This is a genomic window from Bradyrhizobium sp. (genome assembly GCF_049798375.1).
Classification (GTDB): domain Bacteria; phylum Pseudomonadota; class Alphaproteobacteria; order Rhizobiales; family Xanthobacteraceae; genus Bradyrhizobium.
Genome location: NZ_JBARGP010000239.1, coordinates 1 through 21420, shown reverse-complemented (window position 1 = coordinate 21420; position 21420 = coordinate 1). Strand labels below are relative to the sequence as shown.

21 protein-coding genes, 2 tRNA genes and 2 pseudogenes are annotated in these 21420 nt (G+C 61.8%); 8 read left to right on the top strand and 17 right to left on the bottom strand.

The window, feature by feature from the left end; translation table 11 throughout:
* Positions 1–823 precede the first annotated feature (823 nt).
* The 3 genes and pseudogenes from tnpA (at position 824) to WA702_RS10175 (ending at position 3141) form a co-directional block, all read left to right on the top strand.
* A complete protein-coding gene (gene tnpA / locus WA702_RS10185; protein WP_425110393.1) occupies positions 824–1615 on the top strand; it encodes an IS66 family insertion sequence element accessory protein TnpA in 792 nt (263 codons plus the stop codon).
* A gap of 62 nt (positions 1616–1677) precedes the next feature.
* A pseudogene (locus WA702_RS10180) lies at positions 1678–2757 on the top strand (IS5 family transposase).
* 24 nt (positions 2758–2781) lie between these two features.
* Positions 2782–3141, top strand: coding sequence for a response regulator (locus WA702_RS10175; RefSeq protein WP_425110392.1), 360 nt, complete (start codon positions 2782–2784; stop codon positions 3139–3141).
* Between the two features lie 60 nt (positions 3142–3201).
* Here the strand turns inward: WA702_RS10175 and WA702_RS10170 are convergent, their stop codons facing one another.
* The 3 genes from WA702_RS10170 to WA702_RS10160 form a co-directional block, all read right to left on the bottom strand.
* A complete protein-coding gene (locus WA702_RS10170) occupies positions 3202–6231 on the bottom strand; it encodes a response regulator (RefSeq protein ID WP_425110391.1) in 3030 nt (1009 codons plus the stop codon).
* The gene (locus WA702_RS10165; RefSeq protein WP_425110390.1) at positions 6228–7292 is read right to left on the bottom strand and encodes a hypothetical protein; all 1065 of its coding nucleotides are present in this window, start codon (positions 7290–7292) and stop codon (positions 6228–6230) included. The genes WA702_RS10170 and WA702_RS10165 overlap by 4 nt, the downstream gene beginning before the upstream one ends.
* A 445-nt stretch (positions 7293–7737) precedes the next feature.
* Complete coding sequence (locus tag WA702_RS10160) at positions 7738–7911, bottom strand: hypothetical protein (protein ID WP_425110389.1); 174 nt, start codon at positions 7909–7911, stop codon at positions 7738–7740.
* Between the two features lie 367 nt (positions 7912–8278).
* On the opposite strand from WA702_RS10160, the pseudogene WA702_RS10155 reads away from it, so the two are divergent.
* A pseudogene (locus WA702_RS10155) lies at positions 8279–8533 on the top strand (transposase); the annotation flags it as partial.
* Positions 8478–8711 (top strand): helix-turn-helix domain-containing protein, encoded by a 234-nt coding sequence (locus WA702_RS10150; RefSeq protein WP_425110388.1) that lies wholly within the window; start codon positions 8478–8480, stop codon positions 8709–8711. The pseudogene WA702_RS10155 and the gene WA702_RS10150, both read left to right, overlap by 56 nt.
* A 200-nt stretch (positions 8712–8911) precedes the next feature.
* On the opposite strand, the gene WA702_RS10145 is transcribed toward WA702_RS10150, so the two are convergent.
* Both WA702_RS10145 and WA702_RS10140 read right to left on the bottom strand, forming a co-directional pair.
* Positions 8912–9121, bottom strand: coding sequence for a hypothetical protein (locus WA702_RS10145; RefSeq protein ID WP_425110387.1), 210 nt, complete (start codon positions 9119–9121; stop codon positions 8912–8914).
* Between the two features lie 117 nt (positions 9122–9238).
* Positions 9239–9781 carry a hypothetical protein gene (locus WA702_RS10140; RefSeq protein ID WP_425110386.1) on the bottom strand — a complete coding sequence of 181 codons (543 nt, stop codon included), beginning with the start codon at positions 9779–9781 and terminating at the stop codon, positions 9239–9241.
* A 26-nt stretch (positions 9782–9807) separates the two neighbouring features.
* On the opposite strand from WA702_RS10140, the gene WA702_RS10135 reads away from it, so the two are divergent.
* Both WA702_RS10135 and WA702_RS10130 read left to right on the top strand, forming a co-directional pair.
* Positions 9808–10038 carry a helix-turn-helix domain-containing protein gene (locus WA702_RS10135; protein WP_425110385.1) on the top strand — a complete coding sequence of 77 codons (231 nt, stop codon included), beginning with the start codon at positions 9808–9810 and terminating at the stop codon, positions 10036–10038.
* Positions 10039–10445: 407 nt separating this feature from the next.
* Positions 10446–10658 (top strand): hypothetical protein, encoded by a 213-nt coding sequence (locus WA702_RS10130; protein WP_425110384.1) that lies wholly within the window; start codon positions 10446–10448, stop codon positions 10656–10658.
* Here the strand turns inward: WA702_RS10130 and WA702_RS10125 are convergent.
* The 12 genes from WA702_RS10125 to WA702_RS10070 form a co-directional block, all read right to left on the bottom strand.
* Positions 10655–11944, bottom strand: a complete 1290-nt coding sequence (locus tag WA702_RS10125) for a tyrosine-type recombinase/integrase (protein WP_425110383.1) — start codon at positions 11942–11944, stop codon at positions 10655–10657. The two genes, WA702_RS10130 and WA702_RS10125, sit on opposite strands and share 4 nt — an antisense overlap.
* Positions 11945–12147: 203 nt before the next feature.
* Positions 12148–12223, bottom strand: a tRNA-Phe gene (locus WA702_RS10120).
* 160 nt (positions 12224–12383) lie between these two features.
* Positions 12384–12578, bottom strand: a complete 195-nt coding sequence (gene yacG, locus WA702_RS10115; protein ID WP_425110382.1) for a DNA gyrase inhibitor YacG — start codon at positions 12576–12578, stop codon at positions 12384–12386.
* Between the two features lie 104 nt (positions 12579–12682).
* Positions 12683–13312, bottom strand: coding sequence for a Maf-like protein (locus WA702_RS10110; protein WP_425110381.1), 630 nt, complete (start codon positions 13310–13312; stop codon positions 12683–12685).
* Positions 13313–13500: 188 nt separating this feature from the next.
* A complete protein-coding gene (locus WA702_RS10105; protein ID WP_425110380.1) occupies positions 13501–13968 on the bottom strand; it encodes a low molecular weight phosphatase family protein in 468 nt (155 codons plus the stop codon).
* Between the two features lie 53 nt (positions 13969–14021).
* Positions 14022–14528: a UPF0262 family protein gene (locus WA702_RS10100; protein ID WP_425110379.1), complete on the bottom strand. Its 507-nt coding sequence runs from the start codon at positions 14526–14528 to the stop codon at positions 14022–14024.
* Entirely contained in the window at positions 14525–15820 is a 1296-nt protein-coding gene (gene hisD / locus WA702_RS10095) for a histidinol dehydrogenase (RefSeq protein ID WP_425110378.1), read from the bottom strand. The genes WA702_RS10100 and hisD overlap by 4 nt, the downstream gene beginning before the upstream one ends.
* An 87-nt stretch (positions 15821–15907) precedes the next feature.
* Entirely contained in the window at positions 15908–16357 is a 450-nt protein-coding gene (locus WA702_RS10090; protein ID WP_425110377.1) for a DUF2948 family protein, read from the bottom strand.
* 21 nt (positions 16358–16378) lie between these two features.
* Positions 16379–17668, bottom strand: coding sequence for a UDP-N-acetylglucosamine 1-carboxyvinyltransferase (murA, locus tag WA702_RS10085; RefSeq protein ID WP_425110376.1), 1290 nt, complete (start codon positions 17666–17668; stop codon positions 16379–16381).
* A gap of 95 nt (positions 17669–17763) precedes the next feature.
* Positions 17764–18267 carry a hypothetical protein gene (locus tag WA702_RS10080; RefSeq protein ID WP_425110375.1) on the bottom strand — a complete coding sequence of 168 codons (504 nt, stop codon included), beginning with the start codon at positions 18265–18267 and terminating at the stop codon, positions 17764–17766.
* Between the two features lie 268 nt (positions 18268–18535).
* Positions 18536–20248: an FAD-dependent oxidoreductase gene (locus WA702_RS10075; RefSeq protein WP_425110374.1), complete on the bottom strand. Its 1713-nt coding sequence runs from the start codon at positions 20246–20248 to the stop codon at positions 18536–18538.
* A gap of 57 nt (positions 20249–20305) precedes the next feature.
* Positions 20306–20488, bottom strand: coding sequence for a hypothetical protein (locus tag WA702_RS10070; RefSeq protein ID WP_425110373.1), 183 nt, complete (start codon positions 20486–20488; stop codon positions 20306–20308).
* A 436-nt stretch (positions 20489–20924) separates the two neighbouring features.
* Here WA702_RS10070 and WA702_RS10065 point away from each other — a divergent pair.
* Positions 20925–20999, top strand: a tRNA-Thr gene (locus WA702_RS10065).
* Positions 21000–21420: the final 421 nt, after the last annotated feature.

The following is a 21420-nucleotide window of genomic DNA, read 5'->3' as shown; positions in this document are numbered from 1 at the left end:
GACCGCAAATAACGTTCGCCTTGCCTCGGGCATGGGCAACTGTCGAGACGATCTCTCGCGGAATTTTACCTGCGCGCCGCCAGCGTCGCCCAGAGCGGCGGCTGAGCCGTCGAGGGCGACAGCTGACGAGCCGTGGCCAAAGCCGCTCGCAAGCGACTTGGCGAACCATGCACCGCCGCCCAGTCCCGCGGCTCCCGCGATGCCCGCTTCGGTCCCGAGCGCCCAATTCGGCTGCTCTGCCAGCTTCGGCATTTCCCAGCCCAACCAGTTCGTCGCTCCGGCAAGAGTCCCCCTTTGCCGTTGTTATCCACGGTTCGGCCTATCGCCATTTCCAGGTTCGTCATCGCGCCTCGGAGCCGGCTTGCGGCGCCATCGAAACCCGCCACCCGCTCGGCGGCGATCTTCTGCGAATAGCCGTCGAGTGGTTCTCGATCTCGCCGATGATGTACTTCATCGTGTTGCTGTCGCCGAGCGCGGTCGCGATGCGGCCGCCCTTCTTGGCCCCAAACAGCGCGCTTGGACGCGGCGTCAGATCAAGTTTGCGGAGACCTATCGCTTTCTCTCATCGCACTAGCGACAGGTCGTCAAATCCTGAGCCTGAACAGCATGATAGGAAAATTAGCAAGTTGTCCCGCATCTTCCCAATGTGTGGGTTTGGTCCCGACTCACTGCAGTTTACTACCTCGACCGACCGGCCGCACATTGCGGCTTTTATCCTGCCGTCCTAATCGGTCGAGCGTAACCGTCCGATCTCTGCACATAGATTGAGTAGTGCAATTGCGCACGATGTGGGGCTCCTTCATGCCATGGAGGATTTCCGGCGGTGGGTCATCGTTCCTGGATAAAGGCCAACAACCCGTATTGGTCGAACCACGTCGCGACCTGGTACGCCGGTCATCAAAGCGTCGAGGAATATTGCCGCCGACGCGAGATCTCGGCGACCTCGCTGAAGCGATGGGCACGTCATCTGCTGAGCTCCGAGGAGCTGCACAAGCGCAAGAAACGTCTGCAGAATGCGCGCATCGATAAGCTCGAGCGACAGGGCAAGAAGGCGCCATCGAAGCGAAGCCGGAAGGCGTACACCTACCGCTACAACATGCGTACGGATAGCGAACCGATCGCGGTCAGGGCGTTCTGGGGCATGCACGTCGAGGCGATGAACTGGAGCGGCATGGGCAGCGCCAAGTACGCCGCGGCGCTCGGCCTGTCGCCCTACGCGCTGCGGATCTGGCGCAATCGCTTCGCGGATTCCGGCGAGGAGATAGACTGGAGATCCCTGCTTCATCCGAGTGCCCGGGCGCAATTAAGCAGCGCTGCTAGTTGCGTTCCGCGCAAGTACCGCTTGACACCGCAAGAGGCAGACGGCCGGTCAAACCGGCGCCGCCTCAGCGACGAACAGAAGCGCGCGATAGTGCAGGAAACGGAGAAGCCGGGCCTCAGTGTGTCGCAGGTTTGCCGTCGGCACGGCGTCGCCACCAGCATGGTCTTCCGCTGGCGGGTACAGTTCGGCCTAGCCGCTAAGAAGGCACCGCGACTGGCAACGGTGGCGCTGACCAAAGGCACGGCGAGCGAAGTGCCGGCGCTCACGGCTTTGCGCAACCTAGCAGTCTACTGAAAAACTATCGTTTTTGTCGGATTTTCGTGATTCACTGACTTGGCGAGTCTGCGGAGGGACGGATGCGGGGCAAGTTCGAGGATCAGGGCGGCCTGTTTTCCTATGTTTCGCCGGAGGCGCATGTCCCAAAGGATCATCCGCTGCGCAACATCCTGGAGCTGGTGCGAGACGTTCTTCGCGACCTGATCCGCACATTGGGCGCGCTCTACTCGAAGGAAGGTCGCCCCTCGATCCCGCCCGAGCAATTGCTGAGCGCTCTGCTGCTGCAGGTGTTCTACGGCATCCGCTCGGAACGTCAGCTCATGGAGCAGTTGGACTACAATCTGCTCTACCGCTGGTTCGTGGGGTTGGCGCCGGACGATCCGGTCTGGGACCCGACGACATTCACGAAGAACCGCATGCGGCTGGAGAACGGCGAGGTGTTCGCCAAGTTCATGGCAAAGCTGCTGAACCATCCCGAGGTCAAGCCGCTGCTGTCGAGCGAGCACTTCTCCGTGGACGGCACGCTGATCGAGGCTTGGGCCTCGCACAAGAGCTTCCGGCCGAAGGATGGCTCGGACAGCGGTGACGATGGTGCGAACTTCCACGGCCAGAAGCGCAAGAACGACACCTATGCCAGCGTGACTGATCCTGACAGCCCACTGTATCGGAAGGCGCAGGGCAAGGAAGCCAGGCTCTGCTACATGGGCCACGTCATCATGGAGAACCGGAACGGCTTGGCGATCGACGGGCGTGTGACTCATGCCACAGGGACTGCCGAACGAAGCGCGTCCGAAGCCATGCTCAAGGCGAAAGCCAAGAAGTCTGGATGCCGCATGACCGTGGGCGAAGACAAGGCCTATGACACAGCCGAGCACGTCGCCAATCTGCGGGAGATGAATGTCACACCGCACGTCGCCTAGTACAACAAAGGCAATCCCAACGGGCGCCAGAGCGCCATCGATGGGCGAACGACCCGGCACGCCGGTTACGGAATGTTTCAAACATGCCGAGCCATGATCGAATGCATCTTCGGGTGGGGCAAGCAGCACGGAACCATGCGCAAGACCAAGCACCAGGGGTGCGACCGCGTGCTTGGCGACTTCCTCCTGAACCTGATCGGCTACAACCTCGTCCGAATACCCAAGCGGATTGCCGCATGAGGCCGCCTCCTGGGGCGGAGATCATTGCGCCCACAGCCAAACCTCTCCAGAACCCAACAGCACCAAAAAAAATCCGCGTTTTGCCGGTTCTTCAGCAGACTGCTAGAGGACATTGGCAGCCACGTGATACGTGCAAGTAGCGGTTCCGAAGCCCTCGAGCTACTGCAGCGAAACGATTCCATCTCGATCCTGATCACCGAAATCAATATGCCAGGTATGGACGGCCATGAGCTGGCGGAACGCGCAACTCACGTGCGCCCCGCCTTGAAGATTCTCCAGCTGTCGGGGCGAGAGCGTCGTCAGGGCGGATTCCCGATGATCCGAAAGCCATTCTCCCAAGACGATCTGGTTCGCGTCATGCAGCAGACCACAGGGGCTTGCTGACGGCCGTCACGTTTGCAATGGCCGGCCTAGCCGGCAAGTTTCCTCAGGCGCTTGGACAACCTAGACAGACGGACCGTGACCAACTCCCAAGCTGCGCAATGCATTCAATAGCTCTTGCGCCGCAAAAGGCTTATTCACAAAAGCCAGTCCGTTTTGTTCGTTGAACTTTGCGCGCAGATCGCGCGTATTGTGGCCGGTCGCAAGGACGATCGGTAGATGCGGGTAGATCGCTTTCATTTCGTGGATCAGAGTGTCCCCCTTGCGATCGGGTAAGCCGACATCGATGATCACAGCATCGTAGCTGCCGGGTACGAGCCCAAGCTTGTTGATCGCCTCTGCCGCAGAACCTGCGACATCTACCTGGAAGTTGGCCTCCTCCAGATATTCGGTCGCAAGCATCTGTATCAACGGTTCGTCCTCGACAAGGAGTACGCGCCCTGGTTCGCGCCTCGCATCTAGAATGTCCCTCAATTTGGCGGCGAGCGCGGCTTGCGAGAACGGCTTTGTGATCAGTTCCACGCCCGGATCGAGCCGGCCGTCATGGACAATGGCGTTGCGCGCATATCCGGTGGTGAACAACACCTTGAGATCGGGGCGGCGCCGCCGCGCTTCATCCGCAAGTTGGCGTCCGTTCATGCCACCCGGTAGCCCAACATCTGTGAACAAGACTTTCGTCTGTGGATTTGCCTCAAGTAGCGCAAGACCCCTGCGACCGTTTTCGGCCTCAAGAACGACGTAGCCGAGGTCGCGCAAAGTGTCGCATGTATAGTTACGAACGTCAGCATCGTCCTCGACCACCAACACGGTCTCAGCCCCAGACCCACGGGGAAGCGACTGCACCTCGGCATCCTCGTCATTCAGGCTTGCAGTCGAGTGCGCCCGGGGCAAGTACAGCTTTATCGTCGTCCCCTCTCCAACTTCACTGTAGATCTTCACGTGGCCACGGGACTGCTTGACGAAGCCATAGACCTGGGAGAGACCCAAGCCCGTCCCATGTCCCACGTCCTTCGTGGTGAAGAACGGATCGAATGCCTTCGCCTTCACCTCGGGCGTCATGCCGCTTCCATTATCCGTGATGGCAAGCATCACGTATTGGCCAGGCACGACCTCGATCTGCCCGATCGCATATCGCTCGTCTAGGTGGACATTGGCGGTTTCGAGTGTGAGACGGCCGCCGTTCGATATGGCATCCCGCGCATTAACCGCCAGATTGATGATTGCGAGTTCCAGCTGATTGGGATCGGCGTGAGCCCGCCAGACTCCACCGCCCAGGATGGTTTCCACGGTGATATGTTCACCAAGCGTCCGCCGGAGCATGTCCGTCATGCCGGTAACGAGCCGGCCGATGTCCAGCGATTTCGGTTCGAGCGGCTGTTGTCTCGAGAACGCCAACAATCGCTGGGTCAACGTTTCTGCCCGTCTGGCTCCTGTCATCGCGTTGGTCACGGAGCGCCGGAGCCGATCGGCATCGAGTGGCGCAGCGCCCAAGCTTCGCTGCAGCGTTTCCAGATTGCCGATGATAATGGTGAGCAGGTTGTTGAAATCATGCGCGACGCCGCCGGTCAGTTGCCCGACAGCTTCCATTTTCTGTGTCTGCTTCGCTCGATCATCCGCAGCGCGTCGTTCGGTCAGGTCTCGCGTGATCTTGGCAAATCCCACGATCTCGCCCTCGGCATCCCTGATCGCGTTGATCACGACGCTTGCCCAGAACCTGCTCTCGTCCTTGCGAACCCGCCATCCTTCAGCTTCAAATTTGCTGGTTTGGGCAGCGATGGTCAGGGCTTTGGCGGGAATGCCTGCCGCTTTATCCTCCTCGGTGTAGAAGGTCGAGAAGTGACGGCCGAGGATCTCCTCGCGCTTGTATCCCTTGGTCCGCTCAGCGCCCGGATTCCAGTTGACGATGTGACCGTCAGGATCGAGCATAAAAATAGCGTAATCCGTGACGCCTTCCACCAGCAGCTTGAACCGTCGCTCGGTATCTTCCAGTTTTGCGGTGCTGGTGGCTAACTCTGCAGCGCGCTCTTCGATTCGTCGTTCCAGAGTTTGATTCAGGCGTTGCAGTTCCTCTTCGACGACCGACCTTGCGGCGATCTCGCGCTGACTTGCGGCATGTAGCCGCGCATTATCGATGGCAACCGCCGCATGTGCAGCCAGTCCCGTGATCAGGCGTTCGGCACGGGCCGTGAAGACGCCCGGTTGCGAATGGCCGAAAAACAGTCCGCCCAAAACCTCACCGGATCGAGACGTGACCGGCACAGCGAGATAGCTTCGCACGGGCAAGTGGCCCTTGGGCATCCCGTTGTACGGCGGATTGTGCCCGTAACGGGGATCAGCGAGAATGTCGGCGGAGCGCATCGTTGCCGTGCCGCGGAACGTCGGCTCGAAAATGGCCGTGTTGCGGGGCATTGGAAATTTCTCGAACGCCTCGCGCGGTACGCCGGAGAGGGTATAGAGGGTATACGCCTCACCCTTTTCGTCGATAATATTGTAGAAGAAGGCGCCGAAGCCCGCGTGGGTAAGTTCTACTCCGGCATCGGTGACCATCTGCACCAGGCGCTGCAAATCATGCTCGGCTGCTACCGCAATTCCGATACCATTCAGAGTATCGAGCGCATGGCTCTCCTCGCGCGCTTCCAGAACACGGGCTTCCAGCGTCTCATTGAGAGCGAGCAATCGCGCTTCTAGGGTTTTTCGCTCGGTAATGTCGTAGATGGCGCCTCGAACCACGGGGCCGGCGGCACCGTGCGTTGAGGTACTCTCACCTCTCGCCACGATCCAGCGCAGGCCGCCCGCCGCGGTGATCCGAAATTCAACATAGAATTCGCCGCTTTGGGCGGCTGCTTCCATTGCAGTAGTTATCTTGGGCGCATCGTCGAAGAATATGGCCTTTTGCCAGTGATCCAGGCCCACGCCTTTGTTATCCGCCGCAAAGCCAAAAACACCTGCAGCCTGGGCGCTCCAATTCCAATTTCCGGTAGTGAGATCCAGCTCGAATGTCGCGATTCCGCCGGCGGTTTCACCAAGTCTAAGTCGCTCCTCGGAAGCGCGAACCTGTCGGTGCAACTCGCTATTTTTACTGTTTTCCGTCACGCCTGGACATTCCCGCGGAGGATGGTTTGCGCCTCACGCATCGCGCGAAGCTTGCCGAGGGCAATATGCCTGGGCAGATGGTTGAAACCGCAGGTGCTTGTAATCAGCGTCTGTTCCGGCGCGAGCCAGTCGTAAGCTTTGATCCTGTCCGCCACTTGCTGACCGGTTTCGACATTCGGCGCCTGGACATCCACTGCCCCGACCGCGAGTTGCTTGTTGCCGAGATAACTCCTGTAGTGCGGCACCATGTCATGCTCGACCATGAAAACATCAGCATCAATCTTGCAAATCAGGTCCGCCTTATAACGTCCCGTGTCAAAATAGCGGTGCCCAATTTGACCATCGTAGTCCGGTCCGACCGCGTAGTTGCCCTGACAAATATGAATCGAAATGTGAATGTCGTCCGGCAGGCCTTCGATGATCCCATTTATCACTTCTACCGCCGCGTCGACCTCCCCCTCGGACGACGCCGTGAAATAGGGCTCATCAATCTGGAGGTGCTTGCAGCCCGCATGCGCAAGTTTCCTGAAGTTTTGGTGCAGCAGCTTTCCGAAGTCGGCCATCATCTTCTGAACGTCGCCGTAGTACTCGTTATAAGCGACCGCCGCCAAAAGATGCGGGCCGGTCATTGTGATCTTAACCGGTTTGCGGGCGAAGCTTGAGGTGGCCAGAAATTCGTCGACAAGGCCCAGATCGATGGAATCCTGGATTGGACCTCGGCAGATTGCCGCGGGATGGAAGACGTTGGGGTCGTACGGAGTGATTGGCTTCGGTTTGGTCTCACCCTGGAAGGACGGTATTTTTTGCCAGAAATGATTCAGCATTGCGTTCGGCGGGGAGTGACGATTGTGGGTGCGCCGATGCATTTCACCGCCGGTAATCACATCGATCCCGGCGATTTCTTGCTCCAAAATCGCAGCTTGAGATGCCCGCAATTGTGCGTCCGCAAAATCCCCCGGAGCCAGCTGACCAGCGTTGACCAGCCGATCCATTGCCTCGTACCAACGGGGGACGCTGTGCGCCCCGACCACGGTGGTCGTATACTTTTCGTACTGCGGCATCCTTCCCCCAACCAGGATGAAACAATGAACAAATCGACGTTTTGCACGCAAAACGAGTGTTAGCTCAGTCTTCGTTTATTGGTTCCTAATCCGATTGCGCCGCCGGAGACTGGCGTCCCTTGTAATCTCTCTTGGGGTCAAGGTGAAGCGGGTGGTCCAAGGTTGGCTGATCTGCCCATAGAAGAGCAGAAGCTCCAAGGGGCGAGTTACGCTTTCGGCCAAGGGCGACATGAATGCAGAAAGCCGCCGATTTATGACGTTCTACTTTCGTTCCTTCCACGCTCCGCGAATGAAATCTCATCTGCATCGGCCGCATTGCGCAGCAGTCCGGGCCTTTTTCAGGGCTTCCCTCTTCTCATGCCCGCTCGGCATGGTACGCGCCGCCTCCAAACCTTCATCGGCTTCAGCGTTTAGATCGGGGCAAGTGGCCAGTCATGGGCCGTCCTCAAACAGCCTGACCGCTCATTGCTCGCTCGACTTCGTCAGCAAGACGGTTCAGGTGATCTTGTAGACGATTGAATATTTCGCGCTTTGCGGTGTCCGTAGCCACGTCGCGGATCAGCGCGGCCTCCGTGGCAACCTTGCGAAGCTTTTCGAGAGACGCTTGATTATCTTTCATGGACTTACTTTGGCGACTGCAAACCGGGCGACTTGGCCAATTCGTTGAGGTGGACCGCAGTATCGGCCTGCTGTGCCTTTTGGAGCAATTCTGGCCCTGGCTGGAGCAGTGAAGCCTTCTCTCGCACTGCTTTAGCGAATGATGTGAGCCGATCTCGGAAGGATAATTGTTGTTTGAAGCGCTGCCGCTGCTGCTTCGCAGGCACACCAGGGTCGTGTCCCCGGTGGTGGTGTAGCTCGGTAGAGCAAAGCCGCCCGGACGCGCGCCCCCAAATAGCGCCGTAGCGGGCGGGCGGCTTCGCGGTGATCACCGGCAGTTCTCCGGTAGGATCGGGTTGCGACACGCCAACGCAACCGAGCAACCACCGATGACGGACAACATGATGAACCTGCGCATGTTCGTGGAGAAGACCCCTGATGCCGGTCTGCTGCGCGAGATGATCGGCTTTGCCGCGCAGCGGCTGATGGAATTGGAAGTGGAAGGCCAGACCGGGGCAGCCTATGGCGAGAAGACCCCCGAGCGCCTGGCCCAGCGCAACGGCTACCGCTATCGGATCTGGGAGACCCGTGCCGGCGCGGTCGAACTGCGCATCCCGAAGCTGCGCAAGGGCTCCTACTTCCCGCCGATGGCTTCTTCGAGCAAGAGACTTAGCGGGCACTGACGATTTGCAGTTCACCCAGGAATTTCTTGCCGAGATGTTGGGCGTTAAGCGAACCAGCGTAACGTTGCATGCGCGCACGCTTCAACAGGCTGGAATGATAAAATATTCGAGGGGGCCATATTCAGATCACCAATCTTGAAGCCCTGCAGGAAACCGTCTGCGAATGCTACGGAACCGTTAAATCCTACTACGGAACATTGCTCGGGCCGCAGCCGGTATGATCTCCTGCACGTCCGTTGTGGGGTCGCGGGTTGAACTTGTGCACATGTAAGACAGGGTCCACTTCAGGGTCGTCGAGTCTGCGGATATGATTAGGGATAGGATTTGAACCTATGACCTTCAGCTTATGAGCCTGACGTTCGATTGCTCAGGAGCAGCGGAGCTGACGATATCCACCGCGAAGGATACGCTTGCACAGCCGCACCAGTTTCGCACCAGAAAGGACGTGAACGAAAAGATACGAACGCGATCGAAATCGGACAAAAACGCAGGAAAATCAACAAAGCCAATCGATATCCTCCCGCTCATAACGGCGAGGTCGAGGTTCAACTCTCTCCAACTCCTCGCGCATCAGTGGATCACAAGTGAATAGCCGGCCGGCGGAACAGCTACCCCACCAAAATCGCACCATCTTAAGAGAACGATTCGTGGCTTATTCAGACGAAATCATTTTTCACGTTTTGAAAAGGACAATGGCTTGTGCGCGACGTCGCAAACTGCCTCGATCAGCAGTCGGATGATCTGCGCTTCCCAGTCAATCTTGTCCGTCGACTCCTCCCAATATTGGGACATCGCGTACGCCGCATGACGAGCTTTTACACCGAGCCCTATGATGGAGCACGCGGGAGCCGCCATAATAGCCCGTTCAATAGGATAAAGGCGCTCCAGAATTATCTCCACTTGTTTCGTCTGCGCGTCACTGACGGACTCACCTTCCGTGTCATCGCCCGCGCCATCCGGGATAACGGAGGGCTGCTCTGAGCTCACCATTGGCAGGCCGTTTTCCTGCTGAGCAGCATGCAACTGGGTAATAAGGTCATCTAGCTGCGTTTCTAGGGTGAGCAGATCCCGATCGTTATCCGTCGCTGCCACCCTCGGTCGACCCAAAGCCTCGACATCGTTGCCTGATTGGTCATTGAGCATCGAACGCAACCTTTCATCGCAAATCGGATCGGACGACATCTTTTCGGCTTTAAAGCCGTGGGTCAATAGGCCGCACGCCGCTTGACTGCGGCATGGACCTCCGCCATCGATTCGCGGCGAATCTGCGCCGCATCCGGCACAACCGGGGTATTTCGCAGGAGACTCTGGCATATGAGGCCGGTGTCGACCGAGCTTACGTCAGCAGGATCGAGCGCGCCGTGACCTATGTTGGCTTGGAGATTATCGGGAAGTTTGCCGAAGTGCTGAAAGTTGACCCGGCTGAGTTTTTAATGGCTCCGACCCGAACGCATCGGAAGACCTAAGAACCGCTTGGAATCGCCGGCCCAGGGATTGACCCGAGACCATGCGCGCCCGGATCGTCCCACAATTGTTTCATCGCGGCAGCCCAAAGCACCACTCTCTTCGCGCCGCGGCTTTCGTCGTGCACCTACCGTGCATCGAACCATTCCGTACGGTAAGATCGAGCGGCGCAGGACAGCTATCTAGATAGACGATGGCAATTTCAACCGTCCGATTCTTACTCTTCAGTACCCCGGAGTTGGGGGGTGCATCGAAAAGCTTTTGGTCAATACCACCGGGGATCTAAAGATCGCGGTCCCGATCCATCGGCCGATAACGCTCGACACAGATCACCCTGTGCAAATGCGAACTCACGCGGTCCGACACTATCCCATTGCAGCAGAGATCATCGAAGCAGCTCCTTGAACCCATGACCGACATCGATAGCAGCAAGCAGCGCCGGCTCGTCGAATTCAAGGACGGGTGTCGTTACGGCAAGTTCGGCAAAACGAAGGCCTACGAGCTGATCGCGCTGGAACGGATCAGGGCTTACAAGATGGGCGGCAAAACGCTCATCGATCTCGATAGCATCGATGAATATCATGCCTCGCTGCCGCGCGTTGAATCACGAGCTATGTTTTAGGCAGATTTGAGCAGTGGAAGCGCAGGCTCCTTACGCAGGCGGTCGAGACGGTCGGCCCAATGCTGCATCAGGCGCACGCGTTCACTCCAATAAGCTGCCCGGTTGTAAATGCCGCGGATCTTGTTCTTGTCACCCTTCGCAAGCTGGCGCCGCATCACCTCGTTGCGGCGTCGCCGCTTTTTTTCGTCGGTTTCATGGGCGAGCTGAGCTTCCACCACATCGCCATCGAACACGCCCTCTTCGTTGAGCAAGGTCGAGGCGGTGGAACGGAAGCCGTGCGCGCAGTGGTCGCCACCGGGGCCCGTGTCGTAGCCCATGATCCGCAGCGCCTTGTTGATCGTATTGTCAGACATAGGCACATCATCATCGTGGGAGAAAAGGTACCGGCCGCCACCGGTCAAAGGTCGCAGTTCGGCAAGGATCGCGAGAGCCTGGCGCGAGAGCGGCACTTCGTGACCATCGCGCATCTTCATTTTTTCGGCAGGGATCACCCATATTTGGTTCTGCTCGTTAAACTCGACCCATTCGGCCAACCGCAACTCGCCGGGTCGGACCATTGTCAAGGCAATCAGCTTGAGCGCATAACGCACCAGTCCGCCGTTCTTGGCGTCGTAGACCTCGATCCGGCGCATCAGCTCGCCCACTTCATCAGGCTCCGTTAGCGCCGGGCGCGGGTTGCCCTTGGGTGCCTTGGTGAGCGCGTGCTTCAAGTCACGGGTAGGATCGTTGTTGCAATAGGACGCGCCGACGCCAAACTGGAAGACCCGCGAAGCAGTCGAACGAAGGCGTCCGACGGTGTAGTAACGGCCCCGGGCCTCGGCACGCCGGAAGGCAGTCAGCAATTCCGGAGGCGCGATCTCGCAAAGTGGTCTGTCGCCGATCTCGCGATTGAGCTGAGTGAGATTCCAGCGCTCCCGCTTGATCGTTGCCTTGGCCTTGTTCTCGTTTGCGAGCTTCGTGGTCACCCACTCTTCCCCCACCACGCGAAAGGTGCGCTTGAGTTTTTCGTCTTCCTGTCGCTTGGCCTCGCGCACCGCGACCGGATCTTGACCTTGATCGAGCAGCTTCTCGGCGTCGCGGCGCTTCTCGCGCGCGGCCTTGAGGCCCACGCGAGGAAAAATGCCAAAAGACATGTTCTTGCGCCTGCCGCCAACCCGGTAGCGGTACAGCCACAGCTTGGTTCCATTGGGTCGAACCACGAGGCTGAGACCGTGGCCGTCGGCAAGTGCGTATTCCTTGTCCGCCAGCGCCGCATTGCGGATTTTCGTGTCGCTCAGGTCATCCATGGAAAGCCCCCCGCAATCGGGCGGCCAGCCAGTGTACCCGGCCCTTCCAGTGTACCCAAAGTGTACCCGGAAACGCCGGCTGCCCTCGGACGGCCGCGAACCGTACCGAGCGCCAATCTATCGCGAAATGCCTGATTTTACGAGGGTTCTTGCCGATCAGCGAACGGGCGCGGACGAGAAAGAACCAAGCCGGAAAGCGGGGATGGTGCCCAGGGGCGGAATCGAACCACCGACACTGCGATTTTCAGTCGCATGCTCTACCAACTGAGCTACCTGGGCAGGTCTCTGGGCCGAAAAAGCCCGTCGAGCCGGCGGGTTATAGGCGGCGCGAACGGCGCTGTCTACCGTCCAAAAACGGATTGTTTCCACATTCCTGCCGGGCCGACAGCGTCGTCCCGCTCGTCGCCTGCCACGACAGCAAAAGCCTGAAACAATTCAACTATTCGACATCGTCCTCATCGCCCTCCGCAGCCGGGATGACATAGGAGCCGGAGAGCCAGCGATGCAGGTCGACGTCGCGGCAGCGGGGCGAGCAGAACGGGCGCAGCTTCTCATCCGCCGGCCGGTTGCAGATCGGGCAACGGTGGACGGGTTTGGCGGATGGCTTGGCGACCTCAGGTGATTCGTCGGGCATCGGAGCTTATTTAAGCACGGCAGCGGGCGAATGCATCCCGCGGCGCAGGCGTGGCGTCGTTTCCCCTCGGCGATCCGACCACCGGGCCGGCTTTCCCTCCGCGTTCAGACGCCGACCGTGTTGAGCCAACCGAAGCGGATTGGAAAGCCCTCGCCGCCGAGCAGGCTGACGGTTTCATACAATGGGAGGCCGACCACATTGCTGTAGGAGCCGACCATCTTGACCACGAAGGAACCGGCAATGCCCTGCACCGCGTAGCCGCCAGCTTTCCCGCGCCACTCGCCGGAGCCGATATAGGCCTGGATGTCGTCCTCGCTCAGCCGCTTGAAGCGGACGCGGGTCTCGACCAGGCGCTGGCGGAACGCCTCGCGCGGCGTCACCAGGGTGATCGCGGTGTAGACGCGGTGGTTGCGGCCCGACAACAGCCGCAGGCACTGCGAGGCCTCGTCGACCAGATTGGCCTTCGGCAGGATGCGCCGGCCGACCGCGACCACGGTGTCGGCCGAGATGATGAAGGAGCCGCGCAGCTCGTCGTCGAGTTGCACTGATTTGAGCGCCGCATCGGCCTTAGCGCGGGCCAGCCGATTGGCGCAGGCACGCGGCAGCTCGCCGCGCTTCGGCGTCTCGTCGACATCGGCCGGACGCAGCGCGTCAGGCTCGATGCCGGCCTGGTTGAGCAGCGCCAGACGCCGCGGCGAACCGGAAGCAAGAACGATTTTGGGACGGCCGAGCATGCTGATGTGATGGGAGGATTCGGTAAAGGGCTGGAGCGCGCGCGGAACCTATCGGATGGGCTGCCATTCCACAACCCGCGCGCGCGACTCAAAGGCGAGCCAGGTTAAGCCGTGCTGTACGAGGACAACATGAGCTGAAGGCGACGATCCTGTTTCGGTTCGATGACACCTGCATGGAACCAAGCGGGTCATAGACCGGCCGGGCCGCCTTTGACGAAGCGCTTGCGAATCCGGGCATAGAGGCCGTCGGCCACCTCGCGGTAGGCGGCGAGCTTCTGCTCGCGGTTGCCGGCGGTATCGGTCGGATCGGGCGTCGGCCAATATTCGACATCGGCGGCCAAAGTGCGGGTCAGCTCCAACGCCTTGTGATGCGCCTCGGGCGATAGCGTGATGATCAGATCGAAATTCAGTCCTTCCCAGTCCTCGAGTTCGTCGAAGGTGATCGGCTTGTGGGTGGAGATGTCCTGGCCGAGTTCGGCCATCACCGAGACCGCGAACGGATCGAGTTCGCCCTTCTTGACCCCGGCGGAGCGGACATAGAGCGCCTGTGGGAACATGTGGTGCAGCAGGCTCGCGGCCATAGGCGAGCGCACGCTGTTCTGACCGCAGGCGAACAGCACCGCCTGCGGTTGGTGCTCCCGCGGAGCCTCGACCATCGCTCAACGGCCCGCGGTGACGGCGCCAGCCGCGACATGTCCGCCGGCCGCCATCACACGCCTTCCCCCTTCCAGTGCAGCACGGTGATCAGGGTGAACAGCCGGCGCGCGGTCTCGTGGTCAATCCGGACCTTGCCCTTGAGCCGCTCCTGCAGCGTGCGCGAGCCCTCGTCATGGATGCCGCGGCGGCCCATGTCGATCGCCTCGATCTTGTCGGGCGTGGCGGTGCGGATCGCCTGGTAGTAGCTGTCGCAGATCATGAAATAGTCCTTCACGATCCGCCGGAACGGCGTCAGCGACAGCAGATGCGTCACCACGGGCGATCCGTCCTCGGTACGGATGTCGAACATCAGCCGGTTGGCGGTGATGCCGAGATGCAGGCCGAACGGCCCGGGGACCTCGACGCCCTCGGGGGCGAACACGTTCTGCTCCATCAGATCGTAGATCGCGATCGCGCGCTCATGCTCGATATCCGGCCCCGACCGGCCGATCGACTCGTCGTCGAGCGTCACCGCGACGATCCGATTCTTCTGATCATCGCTGTGCGGGGGTTCGGTCATGACAGATTGAGACGCAGTCCGATGGAACGGGAATGGGCGTCTAAGCCCTCGGCCTTGCCCAAGGTCATTGCGGCTGGCCCGAGGGCGCGCAGCTGCTCCGGGCCGCATTTCAGGATCGAAGTGCGCTTCATGAAATCGAGCACGCCGAGCCCCGAAGAGAACCGCGCCGAGCGCGCGGTCGGCAGCACGTGATTGGAGCCACCGACGTAATCACCAATCGCCTCCGGCGTATGGTGGCCGAGGAAGATCGCGCCCGCATTGCGTACCCTGCTGGCAAGCGCGTCCGGATCTGATGTCATGATCTCCAGATGCTCGGCGGCAATTGCATTCGCCAGCGGCACCGCCTGGTCGAGGTGGCCGACCTCGATGATGGCGCCGAATTCGGCCCAGGAGGCGGAGGCGATCACCGTGCGCGGCAGGCTCTTGAGCTGGCCTTCGACTGCGCGGGCAACTTCATTAGCCAGGCGGCTGCTGTCGGTAATCAGGATCGACTGCGCGCTCGCATCGTGTTCGGCCTGGGCCAAAAGATCAGCCGCGATCCATTCGGCATTCGCGGTGTCGTCGGCGATCACGAGCACCTCGGACGGCCCGGCGATCATGTCGATGCCGACCTTGCCGAACACCAGCCGCTTGGCGGCGGCGACATAGGCATTGCCGGGGCCGACGATCTTCGCGACCGGGTCGATCGTCGCCGTGCCATAAGCGAGCGCGGCCACCGCCTGCGCGCCGCCGACGCGGTAGATCTCGGAGACGCCGCCGAGATGGGCGGCCGCCAGCACCAGCGGATTGAGCTTGCCGTCAGGCGACGGCACCACCATGACCACGCGTTCGACGCCGGCGACCCTGGCCGGTACGGCGTTCATCAGCACCGAGGACGGATAGGCCGCCGTGCCGCCGGGAACATAGAGGCCAGCGGATTCGATCGCGCTCCAGCGCCAGCCGAGCTCGACGCCTGCGGCATCGGTGAAGCGCTGGTCCTGCGGCAGCTGCTTCAGATGGAACGCCTCGATGCGGTCGCGGGCGAATTTCAGCGCGTCGACGGTGGCAGGATCGCAGGCCGTCACGGCCTGTTCGATCTCGGCTGCAGTCACCTGCAGCGACGATGCATCGAGCTCAAGCCGGTCGAACTTCCTGGTCGCTTCGAGCAGCGCCGCATCGCCGCGCTTGGCGACGTCGTCGACGATGGCGCGCGCGGCGGCTTCGACATCGGCGGAGATTTCGCGCTTGGCGGCGAGAAACTGCCGGAATTTTGCATCGAAATCGACGCTGTCACGGGTCAGGCGAATGGGCATTGCACGCTTTCCACGGGCGGGATTCGAGACGCCCTTGCCTGCTCAATGGCGCGGCGGCGATGGGCCGTCAACCCTGCCGAAATCACCCTATCCGCCTCCCAATCCGTCGTCCTCATCTAGATCCCCCGTTCCCAGATCGTCGGGCCCGAGGTCGGTCAATTCGCATTCCAGGCACTCGACGTCGAGCCGCAGCGCTCCGCCGTGGGAAAACAGCAACAGCGCGCTGCCGCCGGGCGGCTCGGCGGCATGAAACTCGATGCCGATCAGTTCCAGCGGCGCGCCCGAGGTCTCAAGACCGATCCCGCGCGATTTGCAGGCCAGCACCCGGTCGAACCGGAGCACGGACACCAACCGCCGCGGCTCGGCCCCGCTGTCCAGCGTCTGAGCCCAGTCCAGCCGGTTCATGCCGATCACCAGCCGCTTCTCGGCCTGTCGCCAGATGATATCGGCGGCCTGCACCCTGGCATCCTGCACATGGGTCGAGACCACGGCGAGATCGTCCGCGTCGAGCGCGATCAGTTTGAGCCGGTCGGTCACGACATTCATGTCCCCGATGCGTCAGTCGCTGATGCGCTCGATCGCGGCGCCGCACGCCTTCAGCTTGTCCTCGAGCCGCTCAAACCCGCGATCGAGGTGGTAGACCCGATTCACCATGGTTTCGCCCTCAGCGGCAAGCCCCGCGATGACGAGCGAGACCGACGCCCGCAAGTCGGTCGCCATCACGGGCGCGCCGCGCAAGGTGGAGATGCCGTCGATCCGGGCGGTTTCGCCATCGAGCGAGATGCGGGCGCCGAACCGGGCGAGTTCCTGCACATGCATGAAGCGGTTCTCGAAAATGGTCTCGGTGATGGCGGACGCGCCCTGCGCGCAGACCATCAGCGCCATCAATTGCGCCTGCAGGTCGGTCGGGAAGCCCGGGAACGGCGCGGTCGCGACCTGCACCGGGCGGATGCCGTTGCCGTTGCGCCTGACACGAATGCCGTCGGCGTTGACGCCGATCTCGGCACCGGCCTCGATCAGCACGTCGAGCGCGGATTGCAGCAGTTCGGGCCTGGCACCTTCGAGCTGGACGTCGCCGCCGGTCATCGCGGTGGCGATCGCGTAAGTGCCGGCCTCGATGCGGTCGGGCAGCACGGTGTGGCGGGCACCATGCAGGACGTCCACGCCCTCGACCTCGATGCGCGTGGTGCCGGCGCCGGTGATGCACGCGCCCATCTTGGTCAGGCATTCCGCGAGATCGCTGACCTCCGGCTCGCAGGCGGCATTGGTGATGACGGTCGTACCTTTCGCCAGGGTCGCGGCCATCAGCGCGACATGGGTGCCGCCGACCGTGACCTTCGGAAAGTCGATATAGCCGCCGCGCAGCCCGCCGGGCGCCTTGGCGACCACATAACCGCCGTCGATGGCGATCTGGGCGCCGAGCTTTTCCAGCGCCATGATCAGAAGATCGACCGGACGGGTGCCGATGGCGCAGCCGCCTGGCAGAGACACTTTCGCCTGGTGCATGCGCGCCAGCAGCGGCGCCACCACCCAGAAGCTCGCCCGCATCCGCGACACCAACTCGTAGGGCGCGGTCGTGTCGATGATGTCGGCGGCCGAGATCTGCAGGGTCTGGCCTTGATATTTGCCGTCGCCCGGCCGCTTGCCCACCGCGGTGATGTCGACGCCATGGTTGCCTAGGATGCGCTGCAGCTGGGCGACATCCGCCAGCCGCGGCACGTTGTCCAGGATCAGCGTCTGCTCCGTCAAAAGCCCCGCGATCATCAGCGGCAGCGCGGCATTCTTGGCGCCCGAGATCGGGATGGTGCCATTGAGCGGGTTGCCGCCGATGATGCGAATGCGATCCATGCCGATGCCTGCCGAAGTTCAAAAAGGAGGGAGCCCGGCATCAGTCGCGACATTGCGGCGATTTGATGGGATCGCCGCCATCCGCAAAGCTCGTCTCAGGCCGAGAGTGGAATCGGCCTGAACCGACGCCAGACGCTGAAGATTGCCACCGCGAACAGCAGCAGCACAATCCCCTGCGTGATGGCGAAGATCGTTGCGTTCGGCGGATTGCCGGGCGCCAGCGCGTGCAGCACCGGGATCTTGAGGAAGCTCTGGATCACCCCCACAAACACGTTGAGGTAGAGCGAGACCAGCGCCGTCACCACATAGACCGGCCGCCAGACGCCGGCGAGGTGCCGGCCATAGAGCGCGACGCAGGCGACCGCGAGCAGCACCAGCGAGATGATGCTGAGCACATGCGACGGCAGCAGCTCGGTGAACGGAAACATCAACCCGGTGACGCTGGTCAGGATCGTGGTCAGCAGAAAGATGCCGGTCAGCGTCGGCATCCGCTGCGAGCTGAGCATGCCGAACATCACGACCAGGCCGGAGGCAATCGCGACCAGGCTGATAATCACGTGGAGAAGGGTGAAATTCTCTAAGCTGAGGCCGAGCAGCATGGCGACGTCTCCGTTGGATAGCCGCGCCACCATGCCACGCCGCCATGGCGGAATTGCCACGACAGCAAGGCGGGCGACGCCGGCCACGACAATGCACGCGGACCGCCTTGCCTCTGGCGCAGCAGCGCCGCATGCGTGTCATGGTTTAGCCGAGGATGGGATGTGAGACATCATACTAAGACGTGATCATTGCACGCGATCGCACGGAAATTTCTGAAACGCACGACGTCAATTTTCATTGCGGCCATCCTTCGAGACGCATCGCTGCCTACGTCACCGGCTTCAACGAATCCGCAAGAAAGCCGTGCAGCGCGGCGACCACCTGGGCGCCCTCGCCGATGGCGCCGCCGACGCGCTTGACCGAGCCCGAGCGCACGTCGCCGATCGCGAACACGCCGGGCACCGAGGTTTCCAGCGAGGCTACCAGCCGCCCGGCGTTCTGCTCCGACTGCGCACCGGTGACGACGAAGCCAGCGCGATCGAGCGTGACGCCGCAGCCCTTGAGCCAGCCGGTGGCCGGATCGGCACCGACGAACAGAAACAGGTTGCGGACGCCGAGCTGCATCTCCTCCGGAGAAAGCCGGCTCTTCCAGACGATGCGCTCCAGTCCGGAATCGGCATTGCCTTCGAGGCCAGTGACCTCGCAATTGAACATCAGCTCGATGTTCGGCGTCGCCTCGATGCGCTCGATCAGGTAGCGCGACATGCTGGCGGCAAGGCCGCCGCCGCGCACCATCATGTAGACCTTGCGCGCATGGGCGGACAAAAACACCGCGGCCTGGCCGGCCGAATTGCCGCCGCCGACCAGCGCGACATCTTGCCCTGCGCACAGCCGCGCCTCGATCGGCGAGGCCCAGTACCAGACGCCGCGGCCCTCGAATTCCTTGAGCCGGTCGATCTGCGGCTGGCGGTAGCGCGCCCCGCTCGCCACCACGATGGCCCGCGACCGCACCTCCTCGCCGCACTCCAGCGACATCACGAAAGCATTGTTCTTGCGCTCGCAATCGAGCGAGTCCACAGACGCCGGGATCATGATCTCGGCGCCGAATTTCTGCGCCTGGTTGAAGGCGCGCGCGGTCAGCGCATGGCCGGTGATGCCGGTGGGGAAGCCGAAATAATTCTCGATTCGGGCGCTGGCGCCGGCCTGGCCGCCGAACGAGCGCGAATCCATCACCGCCACCGAGAGACCCTCGGAGGCGGCGTACACGGCAGTCGCCAGCCCCGCCGGCCCGCAGCCGACGATCGCGACGTCATAGACCTTGTTGCCATGGGCGCCGCCGATCATGCCGATGGCGCGGGCCAGCTCGGTCTCGCTCGGATTGCGCAGCACCGTGCCGTCGGCGATCACCACCAGCGGCCAGTCGCTCGGCGATGGCGTATAGCGCGCAATCAGCTCCCTGGCGTCATGATCGGTTGCCGGATCGAGCAGATGATGCGGAAAGCCGTTGCGTACCAGGAAATTCTGCAGCCGCGCCACCGCGTTCGAATTGGTCGGACCGATCAGCACCGGGCCGCCGCCGCCGCTCTGGATCAGATTGACCCGGCGGAGGATCAATGCGCGCATGATGCGCTCGCCGAGTTCGGCCTCGGCCACCAGCAGCGCGCGCAGGCGATCCGGCGGCAGCATCAGGGTCTCGACGTCACCCTCGGCCTGGGCGTCGACCAGCGCCACGCGCCCGGAGAGCTGGCCGATCTCGGCCAGAAACTGCCCCGGGCCGCGCTCCGAGATGTGGGTGACATGGCCGAGGCCGTCGCGCGCGCTGATGTTGACCAGGCCGGAGAGCACCACGAACATGCCAAGCCCGAGCCGGCCGGTCTCGAACAGCATCTCGCCGTCGCGATAAGTCCTGATCTCGCCGAAGCGGCGCATCCGCTCGATCTCCGGCGCGGTCAGGCTCGGAAAGGTCTGCTCGAAACGCGGCATCGTGCGCGACGACACCCCGTCAACAACGCCGCTGATCGCACCACCATCTGCCGCCATGGCCATCCCCTGCTCACTCATTGCAAAACTTGGTCTTCGACCGAAGTGCCGACCCGCTTAGTCGTCCTCTCGGCCTGGGTCTTTCGCTAATGCCGCATCATGAACATCCGAGGACGCCGCCTCGCCGTGTCTGCGTTGGCGCGCCTGTTCCTTGCGCCGCCTGAGGTTCTCGCGCAGCGCCTGCTTCAGCCGCGCCTCGCGGGCATCCTTGACCGGCTTCTTGGCCTCTCCGTCATCCATTGTCCGATCCCGCTATTTCAGGCGATCGAGGCACATCTGATGCCGGATCGCTTCAGCCCCAAGTCCGAACTTGAAGTCCCAGCCTGAAGGCCGAGCTTCAGGTTCCATCTTTCAAGCCCCCTCGTTGCGTCACATCTTCGCATGCGACGACGCGTTGAAAGCATGGTGTCGCATCCCTCGGGCAGTCCCAGCCTATCGCCCCGCGCGCCGGCCGGTCTCCTGCCTGAATGGGGAGGAACCTCGGCTGCTGCGCGTAGCGGCCCGAAATCGCCCCTTCGGACCGGATAATCACGGCTTTTCCTTGGGCAGCAGGGCACAGGCCATTTCTTTCCTGCGCAAATTCGTCTCTCGCGCTTGCGTGGGCGGGGAGCTTGTGGCAAGAACCGCCGCGCTTGGTCGCGGCCCGTTGGCCCGATCCACCCGCCGTGTTCCCTATGCTGCCGTAGCTCAGTGGTAGAGCACTCCATTGGTAATGGAGAGGTCGACAGTTCAATCCTGTCTGGCAGCACCATCGGCCCAAAGCCCCCTCGCATCATCGCTGGCACGCGCGCGTCGTCGCAGCCTCGCGACGCATTTCGCATCCGAGCTTTGCGCGCCGATCACCCTCTCGCAATGAAGAGGGCGCAGAGAATGCCGGGTGAAGGCCTCACCCATGGCCCGCCTGCGGAAAAAATGCAGGCGGCAGGTACCACAGGTTCAGCCGATCAACCGGCATTCCCTGCGCGATGGGCTACGGCTTATACGCGCTCTCCTCGGGGACCGGCTTTGTTGCCCCCGTTTTGCGACGATGCCTCGCATCATCGCATCCGCGACAATGCTTGCGCATTGCGCGGGACCTCAGCACCGGGAGGTCAGGACCACACGACTTCACCGTCCGCACGAACGCGTTCGTCGGCATCCCAACGGAATGCTGCGCGCCCACACGGCCACCG

What these genes read in the sequence shown, in the direction of transcription:
- WA702_RS10165 (WP_425110390.1), bottom strand. Translation starts at nt 7,292, where the DNA reads ATGCCGCAGTACGAAAAGTATACGACCACCGTGGTCGGGGCGCACAGC.
- WA702_RS10160 (WP_425110389.1), bottom strand. Translation starts at nt 7,911, where the DNA reads ATGAAAGATAATCAAGCGTCTCTCGAAAAGCTTCGCAAGGTTGCCACG.
- WA702_RS10135 (WP_425110385.1), top strand. Translation starts at nt 9,808, where the DNA reads ATGGACCTCCGCCATCGATTCGCGGCGAATCTGCGCCGCATCCGGCAC.
- WA702_RS10130 (WP_425110384.1), top strand. Translation starts at nt 10,446, where the DNA reads ATGACCGACATCGATAGCAGCAAGCAGCGCCGGCTCGTCGAATTCAAG.
- WA702_RS10125 (WP_425110383.1), bottom strand. Translation starts at nt 11,944, where the DNA reads ATGGATGACCTGAGCGACACGAAAATCCGCAATGCGGCGCTGGCGGAC.
- yacG (WP_425110382.1), bottom strand. Translation starts at nt 12,578, where the DNA reads ATGCCCGACGAATCACCTGAGGTCGCCAAGCCATCCGCCAAACCCGTC.
- WA702_RS10110 (WP_425110381.1), bottom strand. Translation starts at nt 13,312, where the DNA reads ATGCTCGGCCGTCCCAAAATCGTTCTTGCTTCCGGTTCGCCGCGGCGT.
- WA702_RS10105 (WP_425110380.1), bottom strand. Translation starts at nt 13,968, where the DNA reads ATGGTCGAGGCTCCGCGGGAGCACCAACCGCAGGCGGTGCTGTTCGCC.
- WA702_RS10100 (WP_425110379.1), bottom strand. Translation starts at nt 14,528, where the DNA reads ATGACCGAACCCCCGCACAGCGATGATCAGAAGAATCGGATCGTCGCG.
- hisD (WP_425110378.1), bottom strand. Translation starts at nt 15,820, where the DNA reads ATGCCCATTCGCCTGACCCGTGACAGCGTCGATTTCGATGCAAAATTC.
- murA (WP_425110376.1), bottom strand. Translation starts at nt 17,668, where the DNA reads ATGGATCGCATTCGCATCATCGGCGGCAACCCGCTCAATGGCACCATC.
- WA702_RS10080 (WP_425110375.1), bottom strand. Translation starts at nt 18,267, where the DNA reads ATGCTGCTCGGCCTCAGCTTAGAGAATTTCACCCTTCTCCACGTGATT.
- WA702_RS10075 (WP_425110374.1), bottom strand. Translation starts at nt 20,248, where the DNA reads ATGGCGGCAGATGGTGGTGCGATCAGCGGCGTTGTTGACGGGGTGTCG.
- WA702_RS10070 (WP_425110373.1), bottom strand. Translation starts at nt 20,488, where the DNA reads ATGGATGACGGAGAGGCCAAGAAGCCGGTCAAGGATGCCCGCGAGGCG.